The sequence below is a fragment of the Cohnella massiliensis genome, from assembly GCF_900169535.1.
Taxonomy (GTDB): domain Bacteria; phylum Bacillota; class Bacilli; order Paenibacillales; family Paenibacillaceae; genus Cohnella; species Cohnella algarum.
This window is the reverse complement of the sequence record NZ_LT821259.1, coordinates 1,790,491-1,811,320: the sequence shown is the minus strand read 5'-3', so window position 1 is coordinate 1,811,320 and position 20,830 is coordinate 1,790,491. Positions and strand designations below refer to the sequence as shown.

Here is a 20,830-nt window from a genome sequence, read left to right as displayed (position 1 = left end):
GCCTCACCCTTTGACCGAGCCGCTGGTCATGCCCGAAATGATATATTTCTGGCCGAGCAAATAAATGAGGATCACCGGCAGCGTCGTCAGCACGATATCCGCCGAGACGAGATTCCAGTTCACCTGGAACCGGCCGAAAAAGTTGTAGACGGCGAGCGTCATCGGCCATTTGTCCGAGTTGTTCAGGTAATAGAGCGGCAGCACGAAATCGCTCCAGCAATTCATGAAGTTCAAAATGCAAACCGTCACGAGCACCGGGGTGAGCAGCGGAATCGCGATGGAGCCGAACAGCCGGAACGGCGAGCAGCCGTCAACGATGCCCGCTTCGTCAAGCTCCCGGGGAACCGTGCCGACGAAGCCGTAGATGAGAAACACGCTGAACGGAATCGCCATGACCGACAGAAGGACGATAATGCCGATTTGCGTATTGATCAGCTGCGTCCACTGCATCACCTTCGTCAGCGTCACGTAGTTGACCGGCATCGCGATGCCCATGATCAAAAAAAAGTACATCGCCCGGTTGAGCCTCGTCGCATTCCGCGAAAAAATGTAGGCGGCGACGGAAGCGAGCGCCACGCTGAGCAGCGTGGAGGCGACCGCGTACAGCAAGCTGTTGAAAAAGGAGGAAATCAGCTTGCCCTCTTCGATGACGACCGCATAGTTGCTCCAATGCAGCTCGGTCGGAAGCTTGATGCTCATCGTATTGGCCTGCACGCGGTCCTTCAGGGAATTGACGAGAATGAGCGCGAACGGCACGAACATGATCAGGCTGAGCGCCCACGCGAATACGTTTCGCAAAACGGAGAGGATCGTTTTCCCTTTCATCCTTCGTTCTCCTCCTTCGCCATCAGCCGAATGACGAAATAGCCGGCGATCGTCATGAACAGGAACAGTACCGACGACAGCGCCGTGCCGACGCCGTACCGTCCAAGCGAAAACTCTTTGAAAATCGTCGTATACAAGACGTCCGTCGCATAGCCGGGCCCGCCGTTCGTGAGCACGTAGACGACCTCGAACACCTTCAGCCCGTGCAGCAAATTGAGTACCGTCGTGACGACGAGCGCCGGCATGAGCAGCGGCAAGGTGACGTGGACGAACTTTTGCCAGACGTTTGCGCCGTCGATCGCCGCCGCTTCGTAATACGTGCGGGAGATCGACTGCAGGCCCGCGAGCAAAATGATCATAATGTAGCCGACGCCCTTCCACACGTCGACGCCGATGATCGATTTGAACGCCCAGTTCACGTCGACAAGCCATTTTTGCGCCATGAAATCAAGCCCGATCGCCCGCAGCGTCTCGTTCAGCAAGCCCGTGGCCGGATTCAGCACCGACTTGAAGATGAGGCCGACGACCAGCATCGGCACGACCGCCGGCAGAAACAGCATGACGCGGTGAAAGCCCTTCATCCGGATGCCGTCGTTCAGCGCCATTGCGAACAGCAGGCCGAGCACCGTTTTCAAAATGACGGTAAAAAACGTGAATTTCAGCGTGTTGTACACGAAGCTCATATAGTTCTCATCGGCGGAAAACAGCTTCTTGAAATTGTCTACGCCGATGAAGTTGATTTCGCTCGAATAGCTGTTCCAGTCGGTAAACGAATAGTAGAAGCCCATCAATCCCGGAACGATAAAAAAGACCAAATACAAGCCAAGGGTTGCCCACGTATAATAAAACGGGTACATTTTGCTCTTGATCATGCCCTCTCTCCCCACTCGCGAGTTTTGAATCGCCCGTATGCCGTCCGCTCCCGCAAAACGTCTTCGCCGTCCGCGAAGGGACGGCGAAGAGCGAAACGGCGATTCCCTGCTGCCCGATCAATTCGCCCAAGCCGGGTCTCCGGCCACTTTCGCCATGTCCTCCCTGCGCTTGTCGATGCTTTTCAGCACGTCGACGGGTTCCATCGAGCCCCCGAACATGGCGGCGATGTCTTTGCCGATGTCCATCCATTGCGGATTGACGTAATTGACGAAATTTTGGATGTCCGTCCCTTTTTCCGGGTACGTTTCGAACAGTTTTTTTTGCTCCTCGGTATATTTGTCCGTAAGGCCCGAGAAGTTCAGATTGGAAACCGTATCGTCGTTGTCCAGCATGTATTGGAGGTTTTCTTGCTTCGCGAGAAAGGCGAAGTATTGCTTCGCTTCCTCGATGTGCTTGGAGCCGGAATAAATGAATTTGCTCGGCCCGCCCGGATTGATGTAATAAATCCGATTGTCCGCGAGCGGGATGACGAAATAGCCGAAGTCTTCCGGCGATAGGTCCGGATTCGCTTCCGCAATGTCGAAGACGAGGCTCTGGTTGGCGAGCGCCATCGCGTATTCGCCGCTGGCCAGCTTGTTGGCCGTATCGGCGCCCGTATCCGAGAACGTGTTATCGCCGAAGAAATTCAGGTCGTACATTTCTTTAAGCTGCGCGAGCGCCGTTTCCATCGTTTTGTCGTCGGCGAACTTTTTCTTGTTCGCGTTCAGGTCGTCATACAGGTTCGGCGTCGTCTTGTCGTATTGCGGTCCCGGCTCCGCGAACCACAGCACGTGATGCCAGCCGTCCGCGATCGGCTCGTAAATCGGCGTGATGCCGGCTTCCTGGATTTTCAGCGAAAGCTGCTTGAACTCCTCGTACGTCTTCGGGATTTCGAGCCCGAGGTCGGCGAAGATTTTTTTGTTGTACACGAGCACGAAGCTGGAATACGTATCCCAAATCGTAAGCGCATACACTTTTCCGTTAAGCGAAAGCTGCTCGAGCGTAAGCGGATCCTCGCGCTGCGTCCATTCCTCGCCGGTCAGGTCGACCGCGTTCTGCTCGACGTTGTAATTCAGTTTAATTTCGCTGTACCCGCTTTGGCCTCCGAAAATGTCCGGGCCTTCCTTGGCGTTCAGCTTCGTTTTCAGCACGTTGAAATATTGATCCGAAGGAATGATCTGATAGTCGATATGAATGCCCGTTTCTTCCTCGAATTTTTTGGCGAGCTCCATTTCGGCATCCTTGATCCAGCCCTGGCTGGCCATATACGTCAGCGTGACGTCCTTCTTCCCGCCGGACGAACCGGAAGACGTCCCGCCGGATGCCGACGGCGAACCCGAAGCGCCGGAACCCCCGCCGCCGCACCCGGCGATCAGCGCGACGCTAAGCGCAAGCGCGGTCAAACCGAAAAACGATTTTTTCACCTTGATTCTCCCCTTTAGGTCGGTATGAATTTACGAATCCGCTTTCAATCGCGCCGGCGTTTTCGCGATGCCTTTCGCTCGGCCTCGCCCGGCGGATTGCCTTCATTATAGACGGAGCCTGCGGCCGCTCCAATGGAGAAAACGGTTTCATTTTTTGTGTTTATTTAACCGCCGGCCGCCGGCCTCTCCGAAAAGTCTTTGACAAACGCGGCTCCCCTCATCACAATGGAATTGTAAGCGATATCAATGGAGTGGACAACATGCGCCGAAACATGCGGAATATCCAGACCGTTTTGTTTTCCACCTATACGCTGATCATCGTGCTCGTTTTCGCGGTTTTGATCGGCTGGTTTTATCTGTGGGCATCCGAAACGCTTCGGCGCAACGCCACCGATTCCATCGACAGCATCGGAGGCTCGATGCGGGATCAGATCGATTCGGAACTGCGCAAGATGAACGACGTCTCGCTTAACGTCATGTATTCCAATCTGGTCAAGGATCATTTCCGCAAATATTTGTCTTACGCGGAAGGCGGCGCCCCGCAGGACGAAAACGAGTTTGCAAGCCCGTCCAGGGAAGTGGAAAGCGCCAAGGAGCTGGCCGATATTTTGACGGCGGCGATCGGGCCTTCGCGGCCGGTGGAGCAGCTTTATTTGTACGATTTCGAGGGCGTCGTTTACGGCAACGGCTTCGACAACGGGGAACGGCGCTACGACCCGGAAACGAAAGACTGGTTCGCGGCCGTCCTGAACAATGCGGAAGGAAAGTACCTCCATCCCCCCGTTTTGGACGAGGACATGTCCAAATTCATTTCGTCGCGGGAACCGCAGTATTCGGTATCGTTGTTCCGGCTGTTTTACGACCATTACAATTCCCCGATCGGCATCGTCGAAGTGAAGCAGTACTACAATAAAATATTCAAAAGCGTCCTCGACTACGAAAGCGGCGGCGGCTCGCACGACGAAGTGCTCGTTTTCGACCGGAACGGCAACGTGCTTTATCCGCTCGACGCCTCGCCGTCCCGATTCGAGCCCTATATCGAACTCGTTTCCGGTTTCGGGGAATCGGGCGGCGCGGATCGGCATCTCGGCTTTCGCAATCCGGACACCGGCGACCGCGAGCTGCTATCCCTCCACCGTTCGGAATTTTCCGGCTGGAGCACCGTGTTCATCGTCTCGGAAAAGCGGCTGCTGCAGCCGCTCACCGCGTTCGCGAAGCAGACCGTGCCGATCGCCTTCCTGATCTTGCTGTTCGCGATCGTTCTCTCTTACGTTGCAGCCCGCAAAATCACGTTCCCCATTTTGAAAATCCATCGCATGATCCGCAATATCCGCTTGGACGATCTCGGCGCCGGGCGCTTCGCGAATCGGGAGCTGAACAGCGGGCTGAACGAGCTGGACCAGCTTCACCAGGCGTTCGTCCATATGAACATCCGATTGAAGCAGTCGATGGACGACCTGCTGCTCGCGCAGTCCCAGGAGCTTCAATCCCGGCTGGTCGCTCTTCAGGCTCAGATGAACCCGCATTTTCTGTACAACACGCTGACGACGATCGGCGTCATGGCCGAGGAGAACATGAACGGACAAATCGTCGCCATGTCGGAGGCGATGGCCGATATGCTCCGCTATATCACGTCCGACGAATCGGAAGTCCCTTTTGCGGCCGAACTCGAGCATACGCGCATGTACGGAGATATTCACCGGATTCGCCACGGCGGCAAGCTGGAGCTGGTCCTGGAAGCGGAGCAAAGCCTGATGGCCGTTCGCATCCCGAAGCTGATCGTGCAGCCGCTCGTCGAAAATTCGCTCAAGCACGCGGCCAAGCGGCAGCCGCCGTGGATCGTTCGGGTTTCGGGGGAAGGCGACGCGAGAAAATGGGTCGTCCGGGTCGCCGACAACGGCCCCGGCTTCAGCGAGGAAAGTCTGGCCAAGCTGCGCGAAAAGATGGAGGAAACCGGACGGACGGGCACCGTTCCGGCTTTGAAATTAGACGGCATGGGGTTGCTGAGCGTATACTTCCGGCTAAGATTGAGCTACGGAAAAGAAGCGGTTTTTTCGATCGAAAATCGAGCCGAGGGCGGGGCGACGGTCACGATCGGCCGCATGCCGCCCACGGATTAAATCGGTTCGAACGCGGGAGGGAAAAAAATGAACGAAGCTTCGCCCGTGCGGATCGTCGTCGCCGAAGACGAAGAGCTGATCCGCAACCATCTGGTCAAAAAAATAACGGCGCTGGACCCGTCCCTGCACGTCGTATGCGCGGCCGAGGACGGGAAGGAAGCGCTCGAGTTCGTCGAGCGCCGTTCCGCCGATCTCGTGCTCACGGACATCCGGATGCCGGTCATGGACGGCATCGAGCTTATTCGCGCGCTTCATCTGAAATATCCGCACGTCCGCACGATGATTGCGACCGGCTTCGCCGAATTCGAATACGCGAGGCAGGCGATGCGGTACGGCGCCTCGGAATATTTGCTGAAGCCGATCAAGCCGGCCGAGCTGAAAAACGCCCTCGCGGCGGCGGCGGCGGCCATTCGCGGACAGCGGAGCGCGGACGCGCGCAGCCTCGAAGGGCTGTCCGCCCGGGACGGCGGTCCCGAGGAAATCGTCCGGCTCGTGCAGGCGTTTCTGCGCGAAAATTATACGAAGGATTTAAGCCTCGAGGAAATCTCCCGGAACTTTAACTTTACGCCGGCCTACCTCAGCAAAATTTTCTTGAAGCATGCCGGCGAGCCCCCCTCCAGGTACGTCATTTCGCTGCGGATCAACGAGGCGAAGCACCTGCTGTCCCGGCAGCGGCACTTGTCGATCCGGGAGGTCGGCGAACGGGTGGGGTACGCGGACCCGTATTATTTCAGCCGCATTTTCAAGCAGGTGACCGGCGTCTCGCCGAAGGACTTTGCCAAGTAGCGAGCCGTGTTGCGGCTAGCCGCGCGGCAAACGAATTTTCGGATGCCTCAGCATCCCCTCGTCGGTCCATTCGCGCCCGGTAACCTCGGTTTTGAACGGCTCCCGCAGCCAGACGATGTCGATTTTCCTCAAATCCTTCGGCAGCGGGATCGGCGGCGGAACGTTTCCCTCCGCAGGCGCAAGGCCGGCCAGCCATTCCTTGTTCCTGCCGTCCAGCCCGGACGAAACGCGGCCGACGTAACGGCCTTCCCGGCACATGACCAGGCTGGAAATGCGGCCTTCCTTGCGGGTGATGCCGACGATTTCCGCTTCGAACCGGATTTCGGTTTTCGTTTTCAGCCAATCGTTATGCTTTTTCCCGATCCGATACGGAGAGGCCAGCCGCTTGCTGACGACGCCCTCCCATTCGTTCGCCTCCACCCAGGCCCACAGTTTTTTCCCGTCCGCGAACAGCTCCGTCGTGAATAAGGGCGGCGGCCAGCGCTCCGCAAGCCGCGCCAGTTTTTCGTTTCGTTCGGCGAACGGCCGGGACCGCCAATCTTCCCCGTCCAGCTCGAGCAAATCGAATACGATATACTGAACCGGGAGCTTGCCGGAACGATCCTTCCGGTTCGCCATTTTGCCCGCCCGCTGCTGCATGAGCTGGAAGCTCGGTTTTCCCGTACGCGGATCCATGACGACCGCTTCCCCGTCCAGCACGCAGGAGACGTTTAAGCCGGCGAGGGCCTCCGCGACTTCCGCATAAACGTCGGTGATTTGCGCCATATGTTTGGAATACAGCTTGACCTGCCCGCTTCGAACGGAGGCGATCAGCCGGTACCCGTCCCATTTCAATTGGTGGCCCCATTCGCTCCCTTCCGGGACTCGCCCGGTCAGAATCGGGGACATCGGTTCGAACGACGAAAATTGGATCATGAGCCGCGCCGCAGATTCGCTTGCCTCTGCCGCTACGCACACCGCCTTTGAGCGCACGGGCGCCCGTACATTTAGTCTATTGCCTATTTATTGACGAATTGTCGAGTAAACATAAGCGGAAAAATACAACGCGATCCGGTTCTTGGCAGGGCGGGCAGGAGTTTGCGAGGATTTGGGCGAACGTATGATACGGGAGGAGGAAGATCAGGATGAAATTGGACCGGTTCCGTCTTTCATCGGCAATCGCTTTGATCCTCATTTTCGGAGGAGGGTTCGCGATCCGCTACTTTCGAACGCGGGAAATCGCGGCCGAGTATGCCGCCGTTTGCGCGGTCGGCTTCGTTTTGCTGGCCGTTTCGCTCGCACGGAGAAGAAGAAAAGAAAGCAAAAAAACGCCTGACGGCGTTGAGGGGCGATAACGCGAAGACAGCGATTCGATAGCGATGAAGCATAAAACCGGTCTCCCTTCTACGCGTTGAGCGTACGCGAGGGGAAGCCGGGGGGCGGCGAGGGATCGGCGAGCCTACAATGGATTTTGTCCAACCAAAACCGGCTTTTTCGCGAAACTCGCCAGCCCCGTTGGATTTTGTCCAATCTAGCAAAGCTTTTTCGGAGATTTTGCCTTATTTCCAAGCTGCTCGTTGGAAAAAATCCACTCTAGGATCGAGGTTTCTCCATAACCCGCTCCTCCGATTGGATAAAATCCAACATAGAACCCGCCGCTTGAGCGCGTTACCCTGCAGGCCCACTCGCCGCACTGCGAATTCCGGCCGACCGCTCGTCACGGCTCCCGCTTCGTCCACGTCGTCCGCATGTAGCCGAGCCGCATGCCGGCCCGTTCCATATTGCGGTGGCTGGCGGACAAGAACGCGCATTGGCCGACGGCCAGGGTGCAGCCCCGTTCGGCCGCGGCCGCCAACCGATGCAGCAGCAGACGGCGATGGATGCCTCGCCCGCGAAACTCCGGCAGCGTCGCCGCGAACGTAAACGAAGCGGTGCCTTCCGCTTCGTGCATAACGGCAGCCGCTGCCGGCGCTCCGTCCCAATAGGCCAGGTAAAACGTCCAGCCCGGACGGGCATGAAGCACCCGATTATTGGCGGCTACATGCGGGATGCCGTTGTCCGGAAGCCCGAACGCCCGGCAATGGATCGTCGCATACGTTTCGAAGTCGTCTGACCGAGTTCGACGATAAGCAGCGGATCGGCCGCGGAATCCATGGCCCCGGTACCGAAACCATTCCGGGAATCGGCTTCGAAATCCCCGGCCGCAGCGACCAAACCGGTTCCGAGCCCATACATCGAAGCATGAAATCCCGACGGATAAAGTCCGCGCCCGGCAAGCGCCTTGAGCAAGTCCGGGCCGATCAATCCGGGAACGATTTCAAACTGAACGTTCCGGTCCCGCTCGCGATAAAAAGCCGCGATCTCGTCCAGCCTCGCCGCATCCTCGTCGCGGAGCCCTTTTACCGTATTGAAAGAAGGCCATGGCATCGTTCGGCTGTACAGGCAGACCGCCCCTCCGATCCGGGCGATCTCCACGCCTTCCGGATTGCCGGGCCGTTCTTTGATGGCCGTCATCCGGTCGGTCGCGAAGGCGATTTCCGACCGTTCGATTTCCCGAACGATTCGCTCGTTAAGCGGCGCTTCCACTGGCATGGGCATCCCCGCTCCCGTCCTCCCTGGGTTTAATGTTCCCGGCGCGCGATTTCGGCGATGGTAGCAAGGGCGACGTCGATTTCCCGATTGACCGCCTCGCGAACGAGATCCTTATGCGGATCGTAGCCGTCGTCCGTCTTCGTCGCATCCCCGTCCAGCGCGACGATCGCTCCCGCGCGCGCTCCGCGCAAGGAGGCTACGACGTACAGCGCGGAAATTTCCATTTCGACCGCAAGCGCGCCCGCCCGTTTGTATTTCTCGAGCGGCAGCTCCTCCACGCCGGAGTAAAACGCGTCGACCGTCACCGTAATCCCTTTGCCGACCGGTCCGCCCCGTTGGACGGCCTTTTCGTGCAAAAGGTCGGCAATCGTGCCGTCCGCGACGGCCGGGTACGCCAGCGGAACCAACTGTCTCGTCAAGCCTTCCTCGCGGACGGCCGCCGTGCTGACGATCAGGCTCCCCGCCGGATAATCCGCCGTCAGGGTGCCCGCGGTTCCGACCCGGATGAGCGTCCGGACGCCGGCCTGGATCAGCTCCTCGAAGCAGACCGCCGCGCCCGCCGCGCCGACGCCGTGGCTCGTTACGGCGATGCGGACGCCTTCGAATTCCCCGACGAACGTCCGGTATTCCCTTGCGAAAGCAAGCTCTACGGCGTCGGTCAGCTTGCGGGAGATCGCTTCCGCGCGGAACGGATCTCCGCATACGATCGCATAGGCCGGCAAATCCGCCGGATCGACTTGCAAAATAGGCAGCTTCATCTGGTTGTCCAAACTCCTTTTGCGATTATAAATTCGTTACAATGCGCTTTCCCTATTGACGAGATTACCAGGTTTGCCCCGCTTCGTTCAAGCTTATCGCGCTCCTTTCGCATCACTGAAAAAACCGGATGTGCCGGATTTGCGTTCCGAGCCGGTCCAGCCTTTTTTTCCATCTGTGCCTCGTATCCGGCGCCAGCTCGAGTCCGGCCATCCCCGCGATCCGCTCCGCGACCTGCTCGATCGTACGCCCTTCGGTGTCCAGATGGCATCGAAACGCTTCGTGGGCGAGCCCTTCCGCGCACCGGTCGATTTGGCGCGCCGCCCACGAACGGCCGCCTTCCCCCCGGCTTCGGAGCCGTTTGAGCAGCGTTTCCCGCGAAGCGCAAAGCGCGAAATGTTGAACCGTCTCACCGTCCGTTCGGAGGCGGCCGACGATTTCCTCGAAATAAGTCCGATTGACGATCGTCATCGGCACGATAACGGCGCCGGAATGACGGACGGCGATGGAAGACAGCATTTTATAATTGAATTCCCGCCATAGCGGATCGTCCTGAAAATCGTCCGTTTGCAGCGATCGCGGCATGTTTTTGCGCAAAAAATACCCGACATTTTCCGGATCGTACAGATAGCTGCCCGGCATTCTTCGCTGCAGCTCGTGCGCCGTCTGGGTTTTCCCCGAACCGAAAGCGCCGTTGATCCAGACAATCATCCATGATGCCTCCCCGCGCCATAATTTCCGGCCTTTTCCTATGCCGTCTATTGTATCATACTTTCGGAACGCGGGTTGCCCGAATCCGGGCCGGGTCAGTGTCAAGCTAGCGTGGGCAGTCATTTAAGATGCCTGGAACGCGAACCCCGAAGGAACCTCTTCCTTGTAAGCGCTTTGCTTCGTTCTTTCATCAAACACAAGTGATTTGTCAGAATTTTTTGCCGTTATCCGCGAAGTGCTTTGAGTGCCATACCCGTTGTGCTGCTTTGCTTCGGTCCTTGCAGCATGCGAATCATTCCAGCGATACAACCCTTGACCGGTTGCGTCACGTTCTTGAGCAATTGCCGCATGTTTATCGACTGCTGCGGCGTTGCCTGCTTACTCGCTTGTCCTTCAACCGTTCTTACCACCGTGCCCGCTTCTTGAATCCTCATCATCGTCCTCAGCATCGCCCTGACGCCTCGCTCACCCCAACTGTACCCGCCACGCTTCGTCCGCTTGGCGAATATACGCATCTGCGATTCCGCGCTTCCCATCGGGCGCATACCGCTTGTGTCGATCCCCTTCGCCTGGAGTGTTTTTCGGTAGTCGTCCAAATGCTTCTCATGCCGCTTTAGAAATCTTTTATACGGCTTCCAATCCTTCCGGTTCTCTTCCGCTATCTCTTGCTCCGCCACGCTTTCCGGGACCGCCATAAGCGCGGCTGCATCCTGTTTGGCCAAAGACCGTCTCACGGTCTCCCACACCTGCGGCAAATGACCATCAAAGCGTTTCAAATCGCGCGCCACTTGAAAGCGGTCCAGCATGTACAGACATTGGTGAAAGTAGGATGTACATTCACCAATCCACGCCGCGCCGTCTCCGTTCACCACAAGCCACGTGTTCTCGTCGATTTCGTAACGCTCCACCAGAAAGTCCCCGAACCCTTCCCAGAAGTCGCCGCCGCTCGTATGCAGGTAATGCTGTTTGTTCTTCAGCTGTACCCGCTTGCCGTTCTTCTCCCAGCCTTCGTGTACGACTGCAATTGCGTTCTCCATCCCGCGCTTTTTGCTCCGCTGCAGCTTCGTGTACAGCCCATCCACTTCCACGAACAGCACGCGGGCAGCGCGCCGTTTCACCGCTGGCATCGGCTGTTGCGCACGCTCCATCAGTTTTTCCCTGATCGCTTGGTGGCTCAGCACATTGTAGCCCAAAAGCTGCTCCAGCCTCTTTGCGCTGTCCCGGTACGACGGTCCTTGGCTTGCGAATGCGATTGCTGTCTCTTCCAAATGCGGACTGACTTTCCCGCGCCCTTCGAATTGCAACAGCTGATCCAGCAGATACACGTGTTTGCCGCTTCTACGGTCACAGTACAATCTCCGCTTAAAGCGCACATTCCCGAACACTGTGTTGACGCTTGTTTCACGCTCGTCCTTTACTCGATAACGCTCTCGGTCCCGTTGCTCCAGGATCTGCTGATCCAGCGCCTCCAGTACCTGCTTCATCGCACGAGCGAATTCCTCCTGCATTTTCCGGAAAATCCATTGCTCAATCTCTTTCATCGTCGGCATTGTTGTGGTAAAGTGGCTCACAGGAGCTTCCTCCTTCTTGGTGTGTTGTGCGCAAACATCACTTTACCAAGGGAGAAGCTCTTTTTCTATATCCGCTTTTTCCAATTCCTACACCCACAGAGATTTTACACTATCCCGGGCCGGACCTCATGAAGGACGCTTGATCTCACCCATTCCGATTATTCCGTTCCGCCTTTTTCGGCCGCAATCTCCTCGTCCAGCTGCTGTTGTCCCCTTTCTTGCACCGATTTCAGCGCTTCCTCCAACGTTTGGGTGCCCGCGCGCACCTTCGCGATCTCTTGGTTCACAATGCTGTCAAGCTGGCTCGCGAATCCCTTCGGGACGCGGCTGAAGTCCTTGCCGAGCTCGTTCAAATTGGGACGTTGGCTGTACAAAGCCTCGACATGCTTGCCGTCAACGTTCCAAATGTATTGGGTTCGCGTCGGCAGCATATACGGCACCGTTCTGGATCTGAGCCTCGCCATTTCGTCGCTGTTGACGAACTTGACCAACTGCCACGCGGCCTGCGGATAGGGCGACTTCGCGTTTACGGTGTAAATCTCCGAATAATACGTAAAGGAAGAAGATTCCCGGTTCCTCGCGTCCGACGGCGGAGTGACGATGTCCCAGTCCGGCTTGAAATCCGAACCCTGCTTCATCTCCGCCGGCCGGATCACATTGTTGATATAATAGGAATAATCGATCGCCATCGCGCTTTTTCCTTGTATAAACGGATCTTCCTCATTCGCGGAAGCCGGCGGGGCCAGCGCCCCGGTTCGATAAGCGTCGACAAGCATGCCTGCCAGTTTGCTTACGGAAGGCGTAACGGCGGTTACGGTTAGCGTCGTCGGATTAAAAAGCTGAACGTCGTGACTTGACGCCATCAGGCTCGTCAAAAATCCGGCATCCAAGGAAGAGTACAGCCCGAAAATGTCTTCGCCAAGCCCTGCGAACCGGCTCGCCAGCTGGAACAGTTCCTCCCATGTCATATTGTCCGTCGGGTAGGGGATACTGTAGCGGTCGAACACCTTTTTGTTATAGTAGATTGCCAAATTCAAATAGAACGGAGGAAGTCCGTACAGTCGGCCGCCGCCTTGCTGCTTGAGCGCCTCGACGATCCCGGGATGCATCCGATCCAGATCGAAACGGTCATCCGTAATCAGGTTGTGCAGGTCGTATAGCGCGCCTTTTTCATAGAGCAGATTGAAATCGGCGGGAAGAAGCGCCATCACGTCCTGCTCCTGTTCCGCTACGGTCTGGACGATATCGCGGCCCTCGTACGGCACGAATTCGATCGTCATATTGGGATGTTGAATAAGGAAAAGCTCGCCGTATTCGCGCATAAAAAAGTCCTCGGAAGACACCATGACCTTCAGCGTCGCCTCTTTTTTCCACTCGCCGTCAAACGTCGCCTCGTTCCCGGAACCGGTGCAGCCGGTTAGCGCCGGAAGGAGGCATAGGATGAGCAACATGCTTCTATTGCGCTTTCTCGTCATGTTCCTGCTTCGCCTCCCAGCCGGAATGCCGATACCCGCGCGATTGAGCGCTGAACATTCGCGAATAATCCCCGTTTTGTTTCATTAGACTTTCATGCGTCCCTTGCTCCGCGATTTTCCCGTCCTTCATGACGACAATCAGATCGGCGCGAACGCAGCTTCCCAGCCGATGGGAGATCATCAGGCTGGTTTTTCCTTCGGCAAGCATCGAAAATCGCTCGAACAGGGCCGCTTCCGACAACGGATCCAGCGCCGAGGTCGGTTCGCCGTAAACGACGATTTCGGCATAAGTGTTAAAAAAGGATCGGCCCAACGCCACCTTCTGCCACTGCCCCTGCGACAGTTCCTGCCCTCCCTCGTATTCCGGCGCCAGGTCCGTATCGAATCGCGACGGCAGCTTTTCTACGACGGTCAGTGCTCCCGATTGCGCCGCCGCCGCTTCCAATTTCGAGCGATCGTTCATTTCGTCGATATGCCCGAACCCGATATTCTCCCTGACCGTCAACGGAAAATGCACGAAATCCTGGAATACGGCGCTGATTTTGTCCGTGTAGCCCGGAATCTCCGAGATCGGCGTACCGTTCCAGTACACGCATCCTTCCTGGGGTTCGTACAGGCCCAGCAAACATTTGATCAACGTGCTTTTCCCTGCGCCGTTGGGTCCCACGATCGCCACTCGCTGCCCCGGCTCGATGCGCAACGATACCTCTTTCAAGATCCAGTCTTCGCGGCCGGGATAGCGGAAGCTGACTCCGCTGACGGTAAGCCCTGCCCAATCCTGATGTTCCGGCAGCGGCTCCGTTTTTTGGCCTTTGGCGGTCCTTTCCTCTCGCAAAACGAGAAAATCGAAAAGCTCGTTAGCAAATAATGCGCTTTCATAAATATTGGCCAGATGAACCGCCACAATGGAAACTTGGTTTTTGGCCGTGTTGACGGCCTGCGTCAGCGCAACGAACTGTCCCAGCAGCAGCTTTCCCTGACTCGCCAACACAACAAGATATCCCGCCGAAAAAACGATGGCCAGATGGGACAGAAGCTCGGCGTACATGACGAAAAACAAGCCTGATTTTTCGAGCTCCTTCTGTTCATTGGCATTTTTCCAAAAGTATCGGCTCCACTTTTCCGTCATATAGGCATACAAGCCGAAAAGCTTCATTTCTTTGGCCGATTCTCTGCGCGTAATCAATCTCATCAAATCGTTCATTCTGCGGTTCGTTGCGGTCTGCCCGAGCAACTGGCGGTAACGGAGCTTGCCCAGGCGAAGCTGAACGAGAAAACCGGGTACGGTCAGCACGACGATACCGATGCCCAGAAGAGGGTGAAGGTCGACCACAGCAGAAACACGAGCGAGAAAATCGTGACAAAGCCTTGGAACAATTGGAACAGATGATCCAATATGTTTAAACCTCGGCCGGCCATCCCCTGAGAGACCCGCTGAAGCCGATCGTAGTACGAGGGATCTTCGTAATAGATGAAGGGCAGTTTTTGGCATTTTTCGGCAATCAACAGATCGGCCTTGTACTGCACTTTCTGCTTCAGCTTCAGCAGCCAAACCTGGCTGACGGCTTTGATCCATTGTTGAACCGCGAACGCCAGCGTTTGAAGTCCCAACCACATCGCGGCAAGGCGCAGTTGGGACGCGTCGCCCCCGACCAGGCGGGCTACGGCGTCAACAAGCTGCTGGGTCAACAGAATCTGACCGGCCGGCAGCAGAGATTCCAGAATGCGAACGGACAGGAGAAGCGAAAATGCGGTCCCGTCCGTCTTCCAAATAAAAGGAATCAAACGTGCGAGCAGATTCGTAAAAACCCGATTGCGGTTTTCGCCCTTATACATGTTCCTTGAAAGCCGCTAAGCCGCGAGCTTCCATGCTCCCTTTGCGATCAGCGTCTTTACGTGTTCTTCCGTATTCACGATTCCTTTGGCTCGCACGAGGCCACCTGCCTGCGAGCTCGCTTCCGGCTTTAACGTAATTCACAATTCGTTCGACCGAGGCCGAGAACCGCCCGGCGGCCGAATTAACGGCCCCGAGACGCCGTTATTTGCCGTTTTTCTCGCATGGAGAGCAATCAGACAAAGAAGGCTGTCCCCCAAGCCTTTTCGACCTTTCGGGACAGCCTAATGGATTAACCCCTATGAACGAAATAACCAAAGGCGCCTATCTCTTCGCCAGCTTCGCGCACCGCCTCGCATACTCGCGCGGCGTCTGCCCCGGCACGCGGGAGACGGCGAACGCGCCCAGCCGGTTAAAGGCGTCCTCGAGCGCGCGCTGCAGCGATTCGGCGGCCGGCTTGTCTCGCACGGTCCACACCGCCACCGGCCGATCGGCCACCCATGAAGGCTGCGCTTCCAACGCGGCGAGCAGCCGCTGCGCGGATGCCGACATCTCGCCGAATCGCGTTGTCGCGACGATGACGATGAGCCGCGGGCACGCCTGCTCGCATACGTCAAGCAGCTCGTCTTCGCGCTCGACCGTTTTCAGCTCCAGGCCATGCCCTACGCCGAGCCCTTCCAGCAGCTCCTCGATTTCCGCCCTTCCCCGCTCCCAAGCGTCCGGCGGCATCAGCACGAACGCGCGTCCTTCGATTCGCTCCGTTTCGCTCAGCGCGACACCCCTGCGGTTCGTTTCCTCGCGCGGCAGCACGCCGTACAGCGTCAGCTTGATCATCTGATCGACGAGCAGTCCTTGCAGTTCCTCATACGTGCCGTCAAGAGCGAGCTCCTCCCGCAAATCTTCCACGCCGCGGAAATAAAACTGGTTCATCATGCCCCAGATCAAATGAAGCAGCACCCGCTCGTTAACGTATTCGTGAAGGACGCCGGCCCGTTTCCAGCCGGCCAGCATTCCGGATTTTCGCTCGGTATCCGTCGTCCAGTCGGCAGACGCGTATTTGGAAAACAAATCCCCGCCTTCGATCGCTTCCCGCTGATAGATTTTGTACAGGTTGGGGAGTTTGCACTTCAGTTCGAAATGCTCCTTGATATATTTCCGAAGCAGCTTCTCGGGGTCGTCGTCCGTCAGCTCGATGTCCCGGACGTACGATTCCCATTGCCGGAACAGTCGGGTGACGACTTCCTCGTAAAGCTTTTCCTTCGAATCGAAATAATAGTGGATCGACGCCTGATTGACTCCCGCCTTGATCGCGATTTCGCTCATCCGGCTTCCCGCGAAGCCGTTCCGGACGAATATCTCCTCGGCCGCGTTCAAAATGCGCTCCTGCGCCGTCGCTTTCGCCTCTTCCGCGCTTATCGTTTCCGCCATCAGGCCGCCTCCTCCGTCCCGACTGCCGTTTCCCGAGGTCTTGCCTCAAGGATTCAGCGCGTTTCGTTTCGTTCCCATTTTACGTTTTGCCGGTTGAAAAAGAAAGACGCCCGCAAGCACGCGGGCTCTACTCGACCAAGCGGTTGCAAACGAGCCAGGCGGTCGTTCCGTACACGACGGCGGCGTCAACCATATCGTCGACCGTCGGGCGGAACCGTTTCGGTCCGTACGTGACCGCAGGGATTCCATACATGTTGAAAACATTATGATCGCGCCACATGCTGGAATAAATCGAATGGGCGATCGGCGTTTCCCCTCTGCCGGCCGAGAAGCTCGCCCGGCTGAACGCTCGGTGCAGTCCGGCCGCTTCGGTCGCGTCGGCTTCGAAGCCTTTCCGGAACACGATCGGCTCGACGCGACCTTCGAAGCCTTCCGACCGCAACAGCCGCTCCAGCTCCCGCTGGGCGTCCGCGATCGTCTGGACGGGCGTCAGCGTCAATTCGACGTAAACGGAGCATACCTCGCTGCCGCCGCCCATCAGGTGAGGATCCCCGCCGCGGATGGCGCCGATCTGCACCTTGGGCACGGCCGTGCCGCCGGGAGAACGGTAGATGTTCCGCTTCTCGAAGTCGACGCACCAGCGCTGAAGCGCTTCGATGAAAGGAGCCACCTTCACGAGCGGGCTCGGATGCCGCCGCAGCTCCTCCGGATGCTCCAGCAGCGGCGTGAACACGTCTTCTCCGTAAAGATCGATGCGCATATTCGCGTGTCCGGACGACACCCAGGAGATGCCGAAGTCCGTTCCCTCGGCGGCGACCGCGAAATCCGGAGCGACCCCTCCGTGCGTCATCATGAACTGGGCGCCGATTTCCTTCCCGAGAAACTGCGGCCCCCGAAACTCCTCCACGTGCTCCGGGCCGATCTCCGCCGGGCAAGCGGTCAAATACAGCGTGCCCGCCATCGAAAGGCCCGCCCGCTTCAGCGCTTTGGCGCCGATCAAAAAGCACGACATCGGCCCCCGGTCGTTCTCGACCGGCCTGCCCGAGAAAACGCCGTTTTCCAGCTTCGCCTGCAGCCATTCCGGCTTGTCGGCCGAGCCGGGCCGATATTTCCAGCGATCCGATTCGTTATATTGAGGAGCCTCCGTATCCAGATGGCTCGTAAACAACAGATTGCGCCCGTTCAACGGATCGTCCCCGCCGCAGCGGCCGATAACGTTGAACCGGTCCGGCACCATGCCGACCCGTTTCGGGGCGAACGACTCCTTTTGCATCCACTCGTACACGAAATCTCCGGCCGCTTTCTCGTAACCGGCGAGGCTCGGAATGTTGCCGAGCTCCAAAATGAGATCGATCAGCTCCTGCCGATCGATCGCCGACCGGATTCGCTCCGCAGCCTCGCGAATCTCGGCGTCGGAAACGCGGCTGCCCGACTTAGCGATGATCATGTATACCTCCCCGTTGTTCGTTCTCCCAGCTCCAGAGCGCTTGCTCCGTCGAAACGACGGTCGCGAAATTAAGCGCCATCGACTTGAGCGAGGCGTCGTGCAGGTCCCGCTCGTAAGCGGCGCAGGCATCGGAGACGACGAACGTCTCGTAATCCCGCATGAACCCGTCCCGGACCGTCGATTCCACGCAGCACTCGGTCGTAAACCCGGCTGCGACGAGCTTTCGGATCCCCTTGCTTCGGAGCAAAAGCTCCAAATTCGTCCCGACAAAAGCGCTGTATCGCTGTTTGGTCACCTGCAAATCGCCCGCAGCCGGAAAAATGCGGTAATAGGCCGCCCCTTCCGTCCCGCTTCGGCATACCGCCGCGGCGGAGGCGTCGATGCCCTGCCGCCCGTACCATTCGAGCATCGCCGGAGAATCGGTGTCGGGCGAGGTGACGAGCGCGACGAACACGACCGGCATCCCGGCTCCGCGGGCGGCCGCCGCGAGCCGCTCGATCCGGTCCGCGGCGGCATCGATTGCGGACAGGTCCGCCCCCCAGGCGGCCATTTTGCCGTCCGGCGAGCAGAAGTCGCGCTGGACGTCGATCAGAACAAGCGCCGTCTCCCGCAGCGGCACGACCGTCTTCTCGCTCACGCAAGATTCCTCCTCCGAATATGTCACAGACTTCCCTTTATTGCCTTATGTGCCGCAAGCCGCCCGGCGCGGCGTCAGCTTCCCCTGTTCGCCCGCAGCTCCGGCAGCACCCGTTCGCCGAAAAACCGCATATCCGCATCGTAATCGGGGAACGTCAGCATCATGCCGTCCAGCTCGGCCGTTTCGATAATCGTCCGGATTTTGGCGACGATCGTCGCCGCCGAACCGGAAATCGGCTCCGACATGAACGCCGTGCGGGCTCTCGCCGCAATCGACGTCTCCTTGCCGTCGACCGCCATGCCATAGCTTTCGAGCAGCCCGACGATAGCCTCGCGGTCGACGCCTGCCTCGTACCGCTTCATCCGCGCTTCCGCTTCCGCGTCGGTTTCGCCGGGATAAATGCCGAACATCGCGTACGTTTTGATCGGCTTGTCCCGCTCCCGCGCCATTTCCTTCGCGCGCTTGCTTACCTGGGCCAGCTCTTCGACGTCCTTGCCGCCGATGAAGCAGGCGTCCCCTTCCTCGATCGTAAAGCCCATCCCCTTTTCCGATTGGCCCGCGCAAATGATCGAAGGCCTCGGCTTCTGCACCGGCTTCGGATTCGACATGCAATCGGTCAGTTGATAGAACGTCCCTTGATGATCGACGCGCTCTTCGCTCCACAGCCGCTTGACGACCTGCATCCATTCGCGCGCGAGATCGTAACGCGCGTCGTGATCGAGGTGTTCCGGCCACATGCCCATCTGCGAAAATTCCTTGGAAAACGACCCCGACACCACGTTCATGCCGACCCGTCCGTTGCTGATCTGGTCGAGGGTGGCGAACATTTTGGCGGCGACGGCGGGATGGAACAGCAGCGTATGCACCGTCGCGTACACTTTGACCCGCTTCGTCGCCTCGGCCAGTCCCGCCATCATCGTCATCGATTCGAGCGAAGTTCCCCAATGGTTCGTCCGCCCGCCGTAGCCGCGCCATTTGGCCATCGACATAATGAAGTCGAGACCGATTTCTTCCGCGAGCACGGCCGCATTGCGGTTTTGCTCATAGCTTCCTTCCACCTTGGGCGTCGTGTCCGAGATGATCCAGCCGCCGTTCGAAATCGGAAGAAACACGCCAAAATCGATTTGATTGTAGTCGATGCCGCTCATTGTTCATCACTCCATGAATAAAGTCTGTTTGCCGCGACGTTTAGGGCCAGATCAGCTCGCCGTCCGCGTAAATCGAATCGATGTACGCATTGTCCATCACTTGTTCCAGCGGCAATGCCTTCGGGATCACCTTCGCCTGGACGAGCATGTCGATTTCCCGCTGCCACTGCTCGTCGGTCTGCACGGCGACGCCCTGCCCGGCGGGTAGATGGTCCGCGATCAGGCTGCTTTCGACCGTCCACCGGTTCGTTTCCGCCGCAACGTCATAGCCGGTTTCGGAATGCGACGCCATCCTCTCGATCGCCTCGTCCGGATTTTCCAGCACCCATTCGTGCGCTTTGGACAGCGCTCTTAGGAAATCCTCGACGGCCGTCGGATGCGCTTCTGCGAATTCGGAGTTCACCGCCACGACGCCGAACGACGTCTCGCCGCCGAAGTCGCCCGGATCGATCAGCCGCGTTTTGTAGCCTTCCTTCTCCATAATATATGGCTCGTTCGTTTTAAATACGGTTAATGCGTCCAGATCGTTTCCAGCCAAAATCCTCGGGTCGTAGCCGACGGATACGGCTTTGATATCCGTTACGTCGAGTCCGTCCGCCGCCAGCATCGTGACGACCCAGGGAGGAATCGCCCCCTTGTACCCCAGCGTCTTGCCCGCCAGGTCCTTCGGGCTTTGAATGTCCGAATCCTCCATCACCATAATCGCATTGACGCCGACGGAGCCGAAGGTGGCGACGCCCTTGATTCCCGCTCCGCTCGCGACCGACTGGATGACAAGACTCGGATTGCCCGCGCTCGAGATTTGCGCCTGCCCCGCCGCGAGATATTTCATCCCTTCCGAATCGAGTCCCGGCTGAACGTCCACGTCAAGCCCAAGCTCCTCGAAATACCCTAGATCCCGGGCGACGACGGCTTGCACGTCCGGCGACGAAGCCGCATAAAAATAGCCGGTCGTATACGTAATTTTGCCCGCCTTTTGATTTTCGGCCTTGCGGGCCTCCCAGTCGATGCCGGAACCGGCCGTTCCGGCGGGAGAAGCGCTGGCCGGAGGCGACGCGGCGGCCGAAGCGGACGGCGACGCGGCCGTATTCCCGTTTCCGCAGGAAGCGAGCAGCAGAATGGCCGCCATCGTCAAGACGGACCTATACGCAAGTTTTTTCTTTGCTTTCATCAGCATATTTATCG

General features: G+C 58.1%; 20 protein-coding genes. 3 read left to right on the top strand and 17 right to left on the bottom strand.

Annotation, left to right across the window (positions count from 1 at the left end):
- Positions 1-3: 3 nt before the first annotated feature.
- The 3 genes from B7E11_RS22245 to B7E11_RS22235 all read right to left on the bottom strand — a co-directional run bounded on the left by B7E11_RS22245 (position 4) and on the right by B7E11_RS22235 (position 3,161).
- Positions 4-825, bottom strand: a complete 822-nt coding sequence (locus B7E11_RS22245; RefSeq protein WP_080838983.1) for a carbohydrate ABC transporter permease — start codon at positions 823-825, stop codon at positions 4-6.
- Positions 822-1,697 (bottom strand): carbohydrate ABC transporter permease, encoded by an 876-nt coding sequence (locus B7E11_RS22240; protein WP_080838981.1) that lies wholly within the window; start codon positions 1,695-1,697, stop codon positions 822-824. Before B7E11_RS22240 ends, B7E11_RS22245 begins: the two co-directional genes overlap by 4 nt.
- Before the next feature lie 117 nt (positions 1,698-1,814).
- Complete coding sequence (locus B7E11_RS22235) at positions 1,815-3,161, bottom strand: ABC transporter substrate-binding protein (protein WP_080838979.1); 1,347 nt, start codon at positions 3,159-3,161, stop codon at positions 1,815-1,817.
- Between the two features lie 260 nt (positions 3,162-3,421).
- Here B7E11_RS22235 and B7E11_RS22230 point away from each other — a divergent pair, with 260 nt between their 5' ends.
- A complete protein-coding gene (locus B7E11_RS22230; RefSeq protein WP_080838978.1) occupies positions 3,422-5,281 on the top strand; it encodes a cache domain-containing sensor histidine kinase in 1,860 nt (619 codons plus the stop codon).
- A 27-nt stretch (positions 5,282-5,308) separates the two neighbouring features.
- Complete coding sequence (locus B7E11_RS22225) at positions 5,309-6,067, top strand: response regulator transcription factor (RefSeq protein ID WP_080838976.1); 759 nt, start codon at positions 5,309-5,311, stop codon at positions 6,065-6,067.
- 15 nt (positions 6,068-6,082) lie between these two features.
- Here the strand turns inward: B7E11_RS22225 and B7E11_RS22220 are convergent, their stop codons facing one another.
- Positions 6,083-6,982, bottom strand: a complete 900-nt coding sequence (locus B7E11_RS22220; protein WP_080838974.1) for an ATP-dependent DNA ligase — start codon at positions 6,980-6,982, stop codon at positions 6,083-6,085.
- Between the two features lie 209 nt (positions 6,983-7,191).
- Between B7E11_RS22220 and B7E11_RS22215 the strand changes: the two genes are divergently transcribed.
- A complete protein-coding gene (locus B7E11_RS22215) occupies positions 7,192-7,401 on the top strand; it encodes a hypothetical protein (protein WP_080838972.1) in 210 nt (69 codons plus the stop codon).
- 362 nt (positions 7,402-7,763) lie between these two features.
- On the opposite strand, the gene B7E11_RS29155 is transcribed toward B7E11_RS22215, so the two are convergent.
- The 13 genes from B7E11_RS29155 to B7E11_RS22150 all read right to left on the bottom strand — a co-directional run bounded on the left by B7E11_RS29155 (position 7,764) and on the right by B7E11_RS22150 (position 20,822).
- On the bottom strand, positions 7,764-8,069 hold the full coding sequence (locus B7E11_RS29155; RefSeq protein ID WP_080838970.1) for a GNAT family N-acetyltransferase: 306 nt from the start codon (positions 8,067-8,069) through the stop codon (positions 7,764-7,766).
- A gap of 14 nt (positions 8,070-8,083) precedes the next feature.
- The gene (locus B7E11_RS30430) at positions 8,084-8,638 is read right to left on the bottom strand and encodes a hypothetical protein (RefSeq protein ID WP_245809791.1); all 555 of its coding nucleotides are present in this window, start codon (positions 8,636-8,638) and stop codon (positions 8,084-8,086) included.
- A gap of 29 nt (positions 8,639-8,667) precedes the next feature.
- The gene (locus B7E11_RS22200) at positions 8,668-9,396 is read right to left on the bottom strand and encodes a nucleoside phosphorylase (protein WP_080838965.1); all 729 of its coding nucleotides are present in this window, start codon (positions 9,394-9,396) and stop codon (positions 8,668-8,670) included.
- A 112-nt stretch (positions 9,397-9,508) separates the two neighbouring features.
- A complete protein-coding gene (locus tag B7E11_RS22195; protein ID WP_080838962.1) occupies positions 9,509-10,105 on the bottom strand; it encodes an AAA family ATPase in 597 nt (198 codons plus the stop codon).
- A 224-nt stretch (positions 10,106-10,329) separates the two neighbouring features.
- Positions 10,330-11,676, bottom strand: a complete 1,347-nt coding sequence (locus B7E11_RS22190; RefSeq protein WP_080838960.1) for an ISLre2 family transposase — start codon at positions 11,674-11,676, stop codon at positions 10,330-10,332.
- Between the two features lie 158 nt (positions 11,677-11,834).
- Positions 11,835-13,151: an ABC transporter substrate-binding protein gene (locus B7E11_RS22185; RefSeq protein ID WP_080838958.1), complete on the bottom strand. Its 1,317-nt coding sequence runs from the start codon at positions 13,149-13,151 to the stop codon at positions 11,835-11,837.
- Complete coding sequence (locus B7E11_RS22180; RefSeq protein ID WP_176220856.1) at positions 13,132-14,484, bottom strand: ABC transporter ATP-binding protein; 1,353 nt, start codon at positions 14,482-14,484, stop codon at positions 13,132-13,134. The genes B7E11_RS22185 and B7E11_RS22180 overlap by 20 nt, the downstream gene beginning before the upstream one ends.
- Positions 14,439-14,987, bottom strand: coding sequence for an ABC transporter ATP-binding protein (locus tag B7E11_RS29735; protein ID WP_176220855.1), 549 nt, complete (start codon positions 14,985-14,987; stop codon positions 14,439-14,441). The genes B7E11_RS22180 and B7E11_RS29735 overlap by 46 nt, the downstream gene beginning before the upstream one ends.
- Positions 14,988-15,309: 322 nt before the next feature.
- Entirely contained in the window at positions 15,310-16,413 is a 1,104-nt protein-coding gene (locus B7E11_RS22170) for a TetR/AcrR family transcriptional regulator (protein WP_080838951.1), read from the bottom strand.
- A 127-nt stretch (positions 16,414-16,540) separates the two neighbouring features.
- Complete coding sequence (locus tag B7E11_RS22165; RefSeq protein WP_080838949.1) at positions 16,541-17,860, bottom strand: zinc-binding metallopeptidase family protein; 1,320 nt, start codon at positions 17,858-17,860, stop codon at positions 16,541-16,543.
- A complete protein-coding gene (locus B7E11_RS22160; RefSeq protein ID WP_213084150.1) occupies positions 17,847-18,497 on the bottom strand; it encodes a cysteine hydrolase family protein in 651 nt (216 codons plus the stop codon). The genes B7E11_RS22165 and B7E11_RS22160 overlap by 14 nt, the downstream gene beginning before the upstream one ends.
- Before the next feature lie 74 nt (positions 18,498-18,571).
- Positions 18,572-19,645 (bottom strand): LLM class flavin-dependent oxidoreductase, encoded by a 1,074-nt coding sequence (locus tag B7E11_RS22155; RefSeq protein ID WP_080838945.1) that lies wholly within the window; start codon positions 19,643-19,645, stop codon positions 18,572-18,574.
- A gap of 40 nt (positions 19,646-19,685) precedes the next feature.
- Positions 19,686-20,822 (bottom strand): ABC transporter substrate-binding protein, encoded by a 1,137-nt coding sequence (locus B7E11_RS22150; protein ID WP_080838943.1) that lies wholly within the window; start codon positions 20,820-20,822, stop codon positions 19,686-19,688.
- Positions 20,823-20,830: the final 8 nt, after the last annotated feature.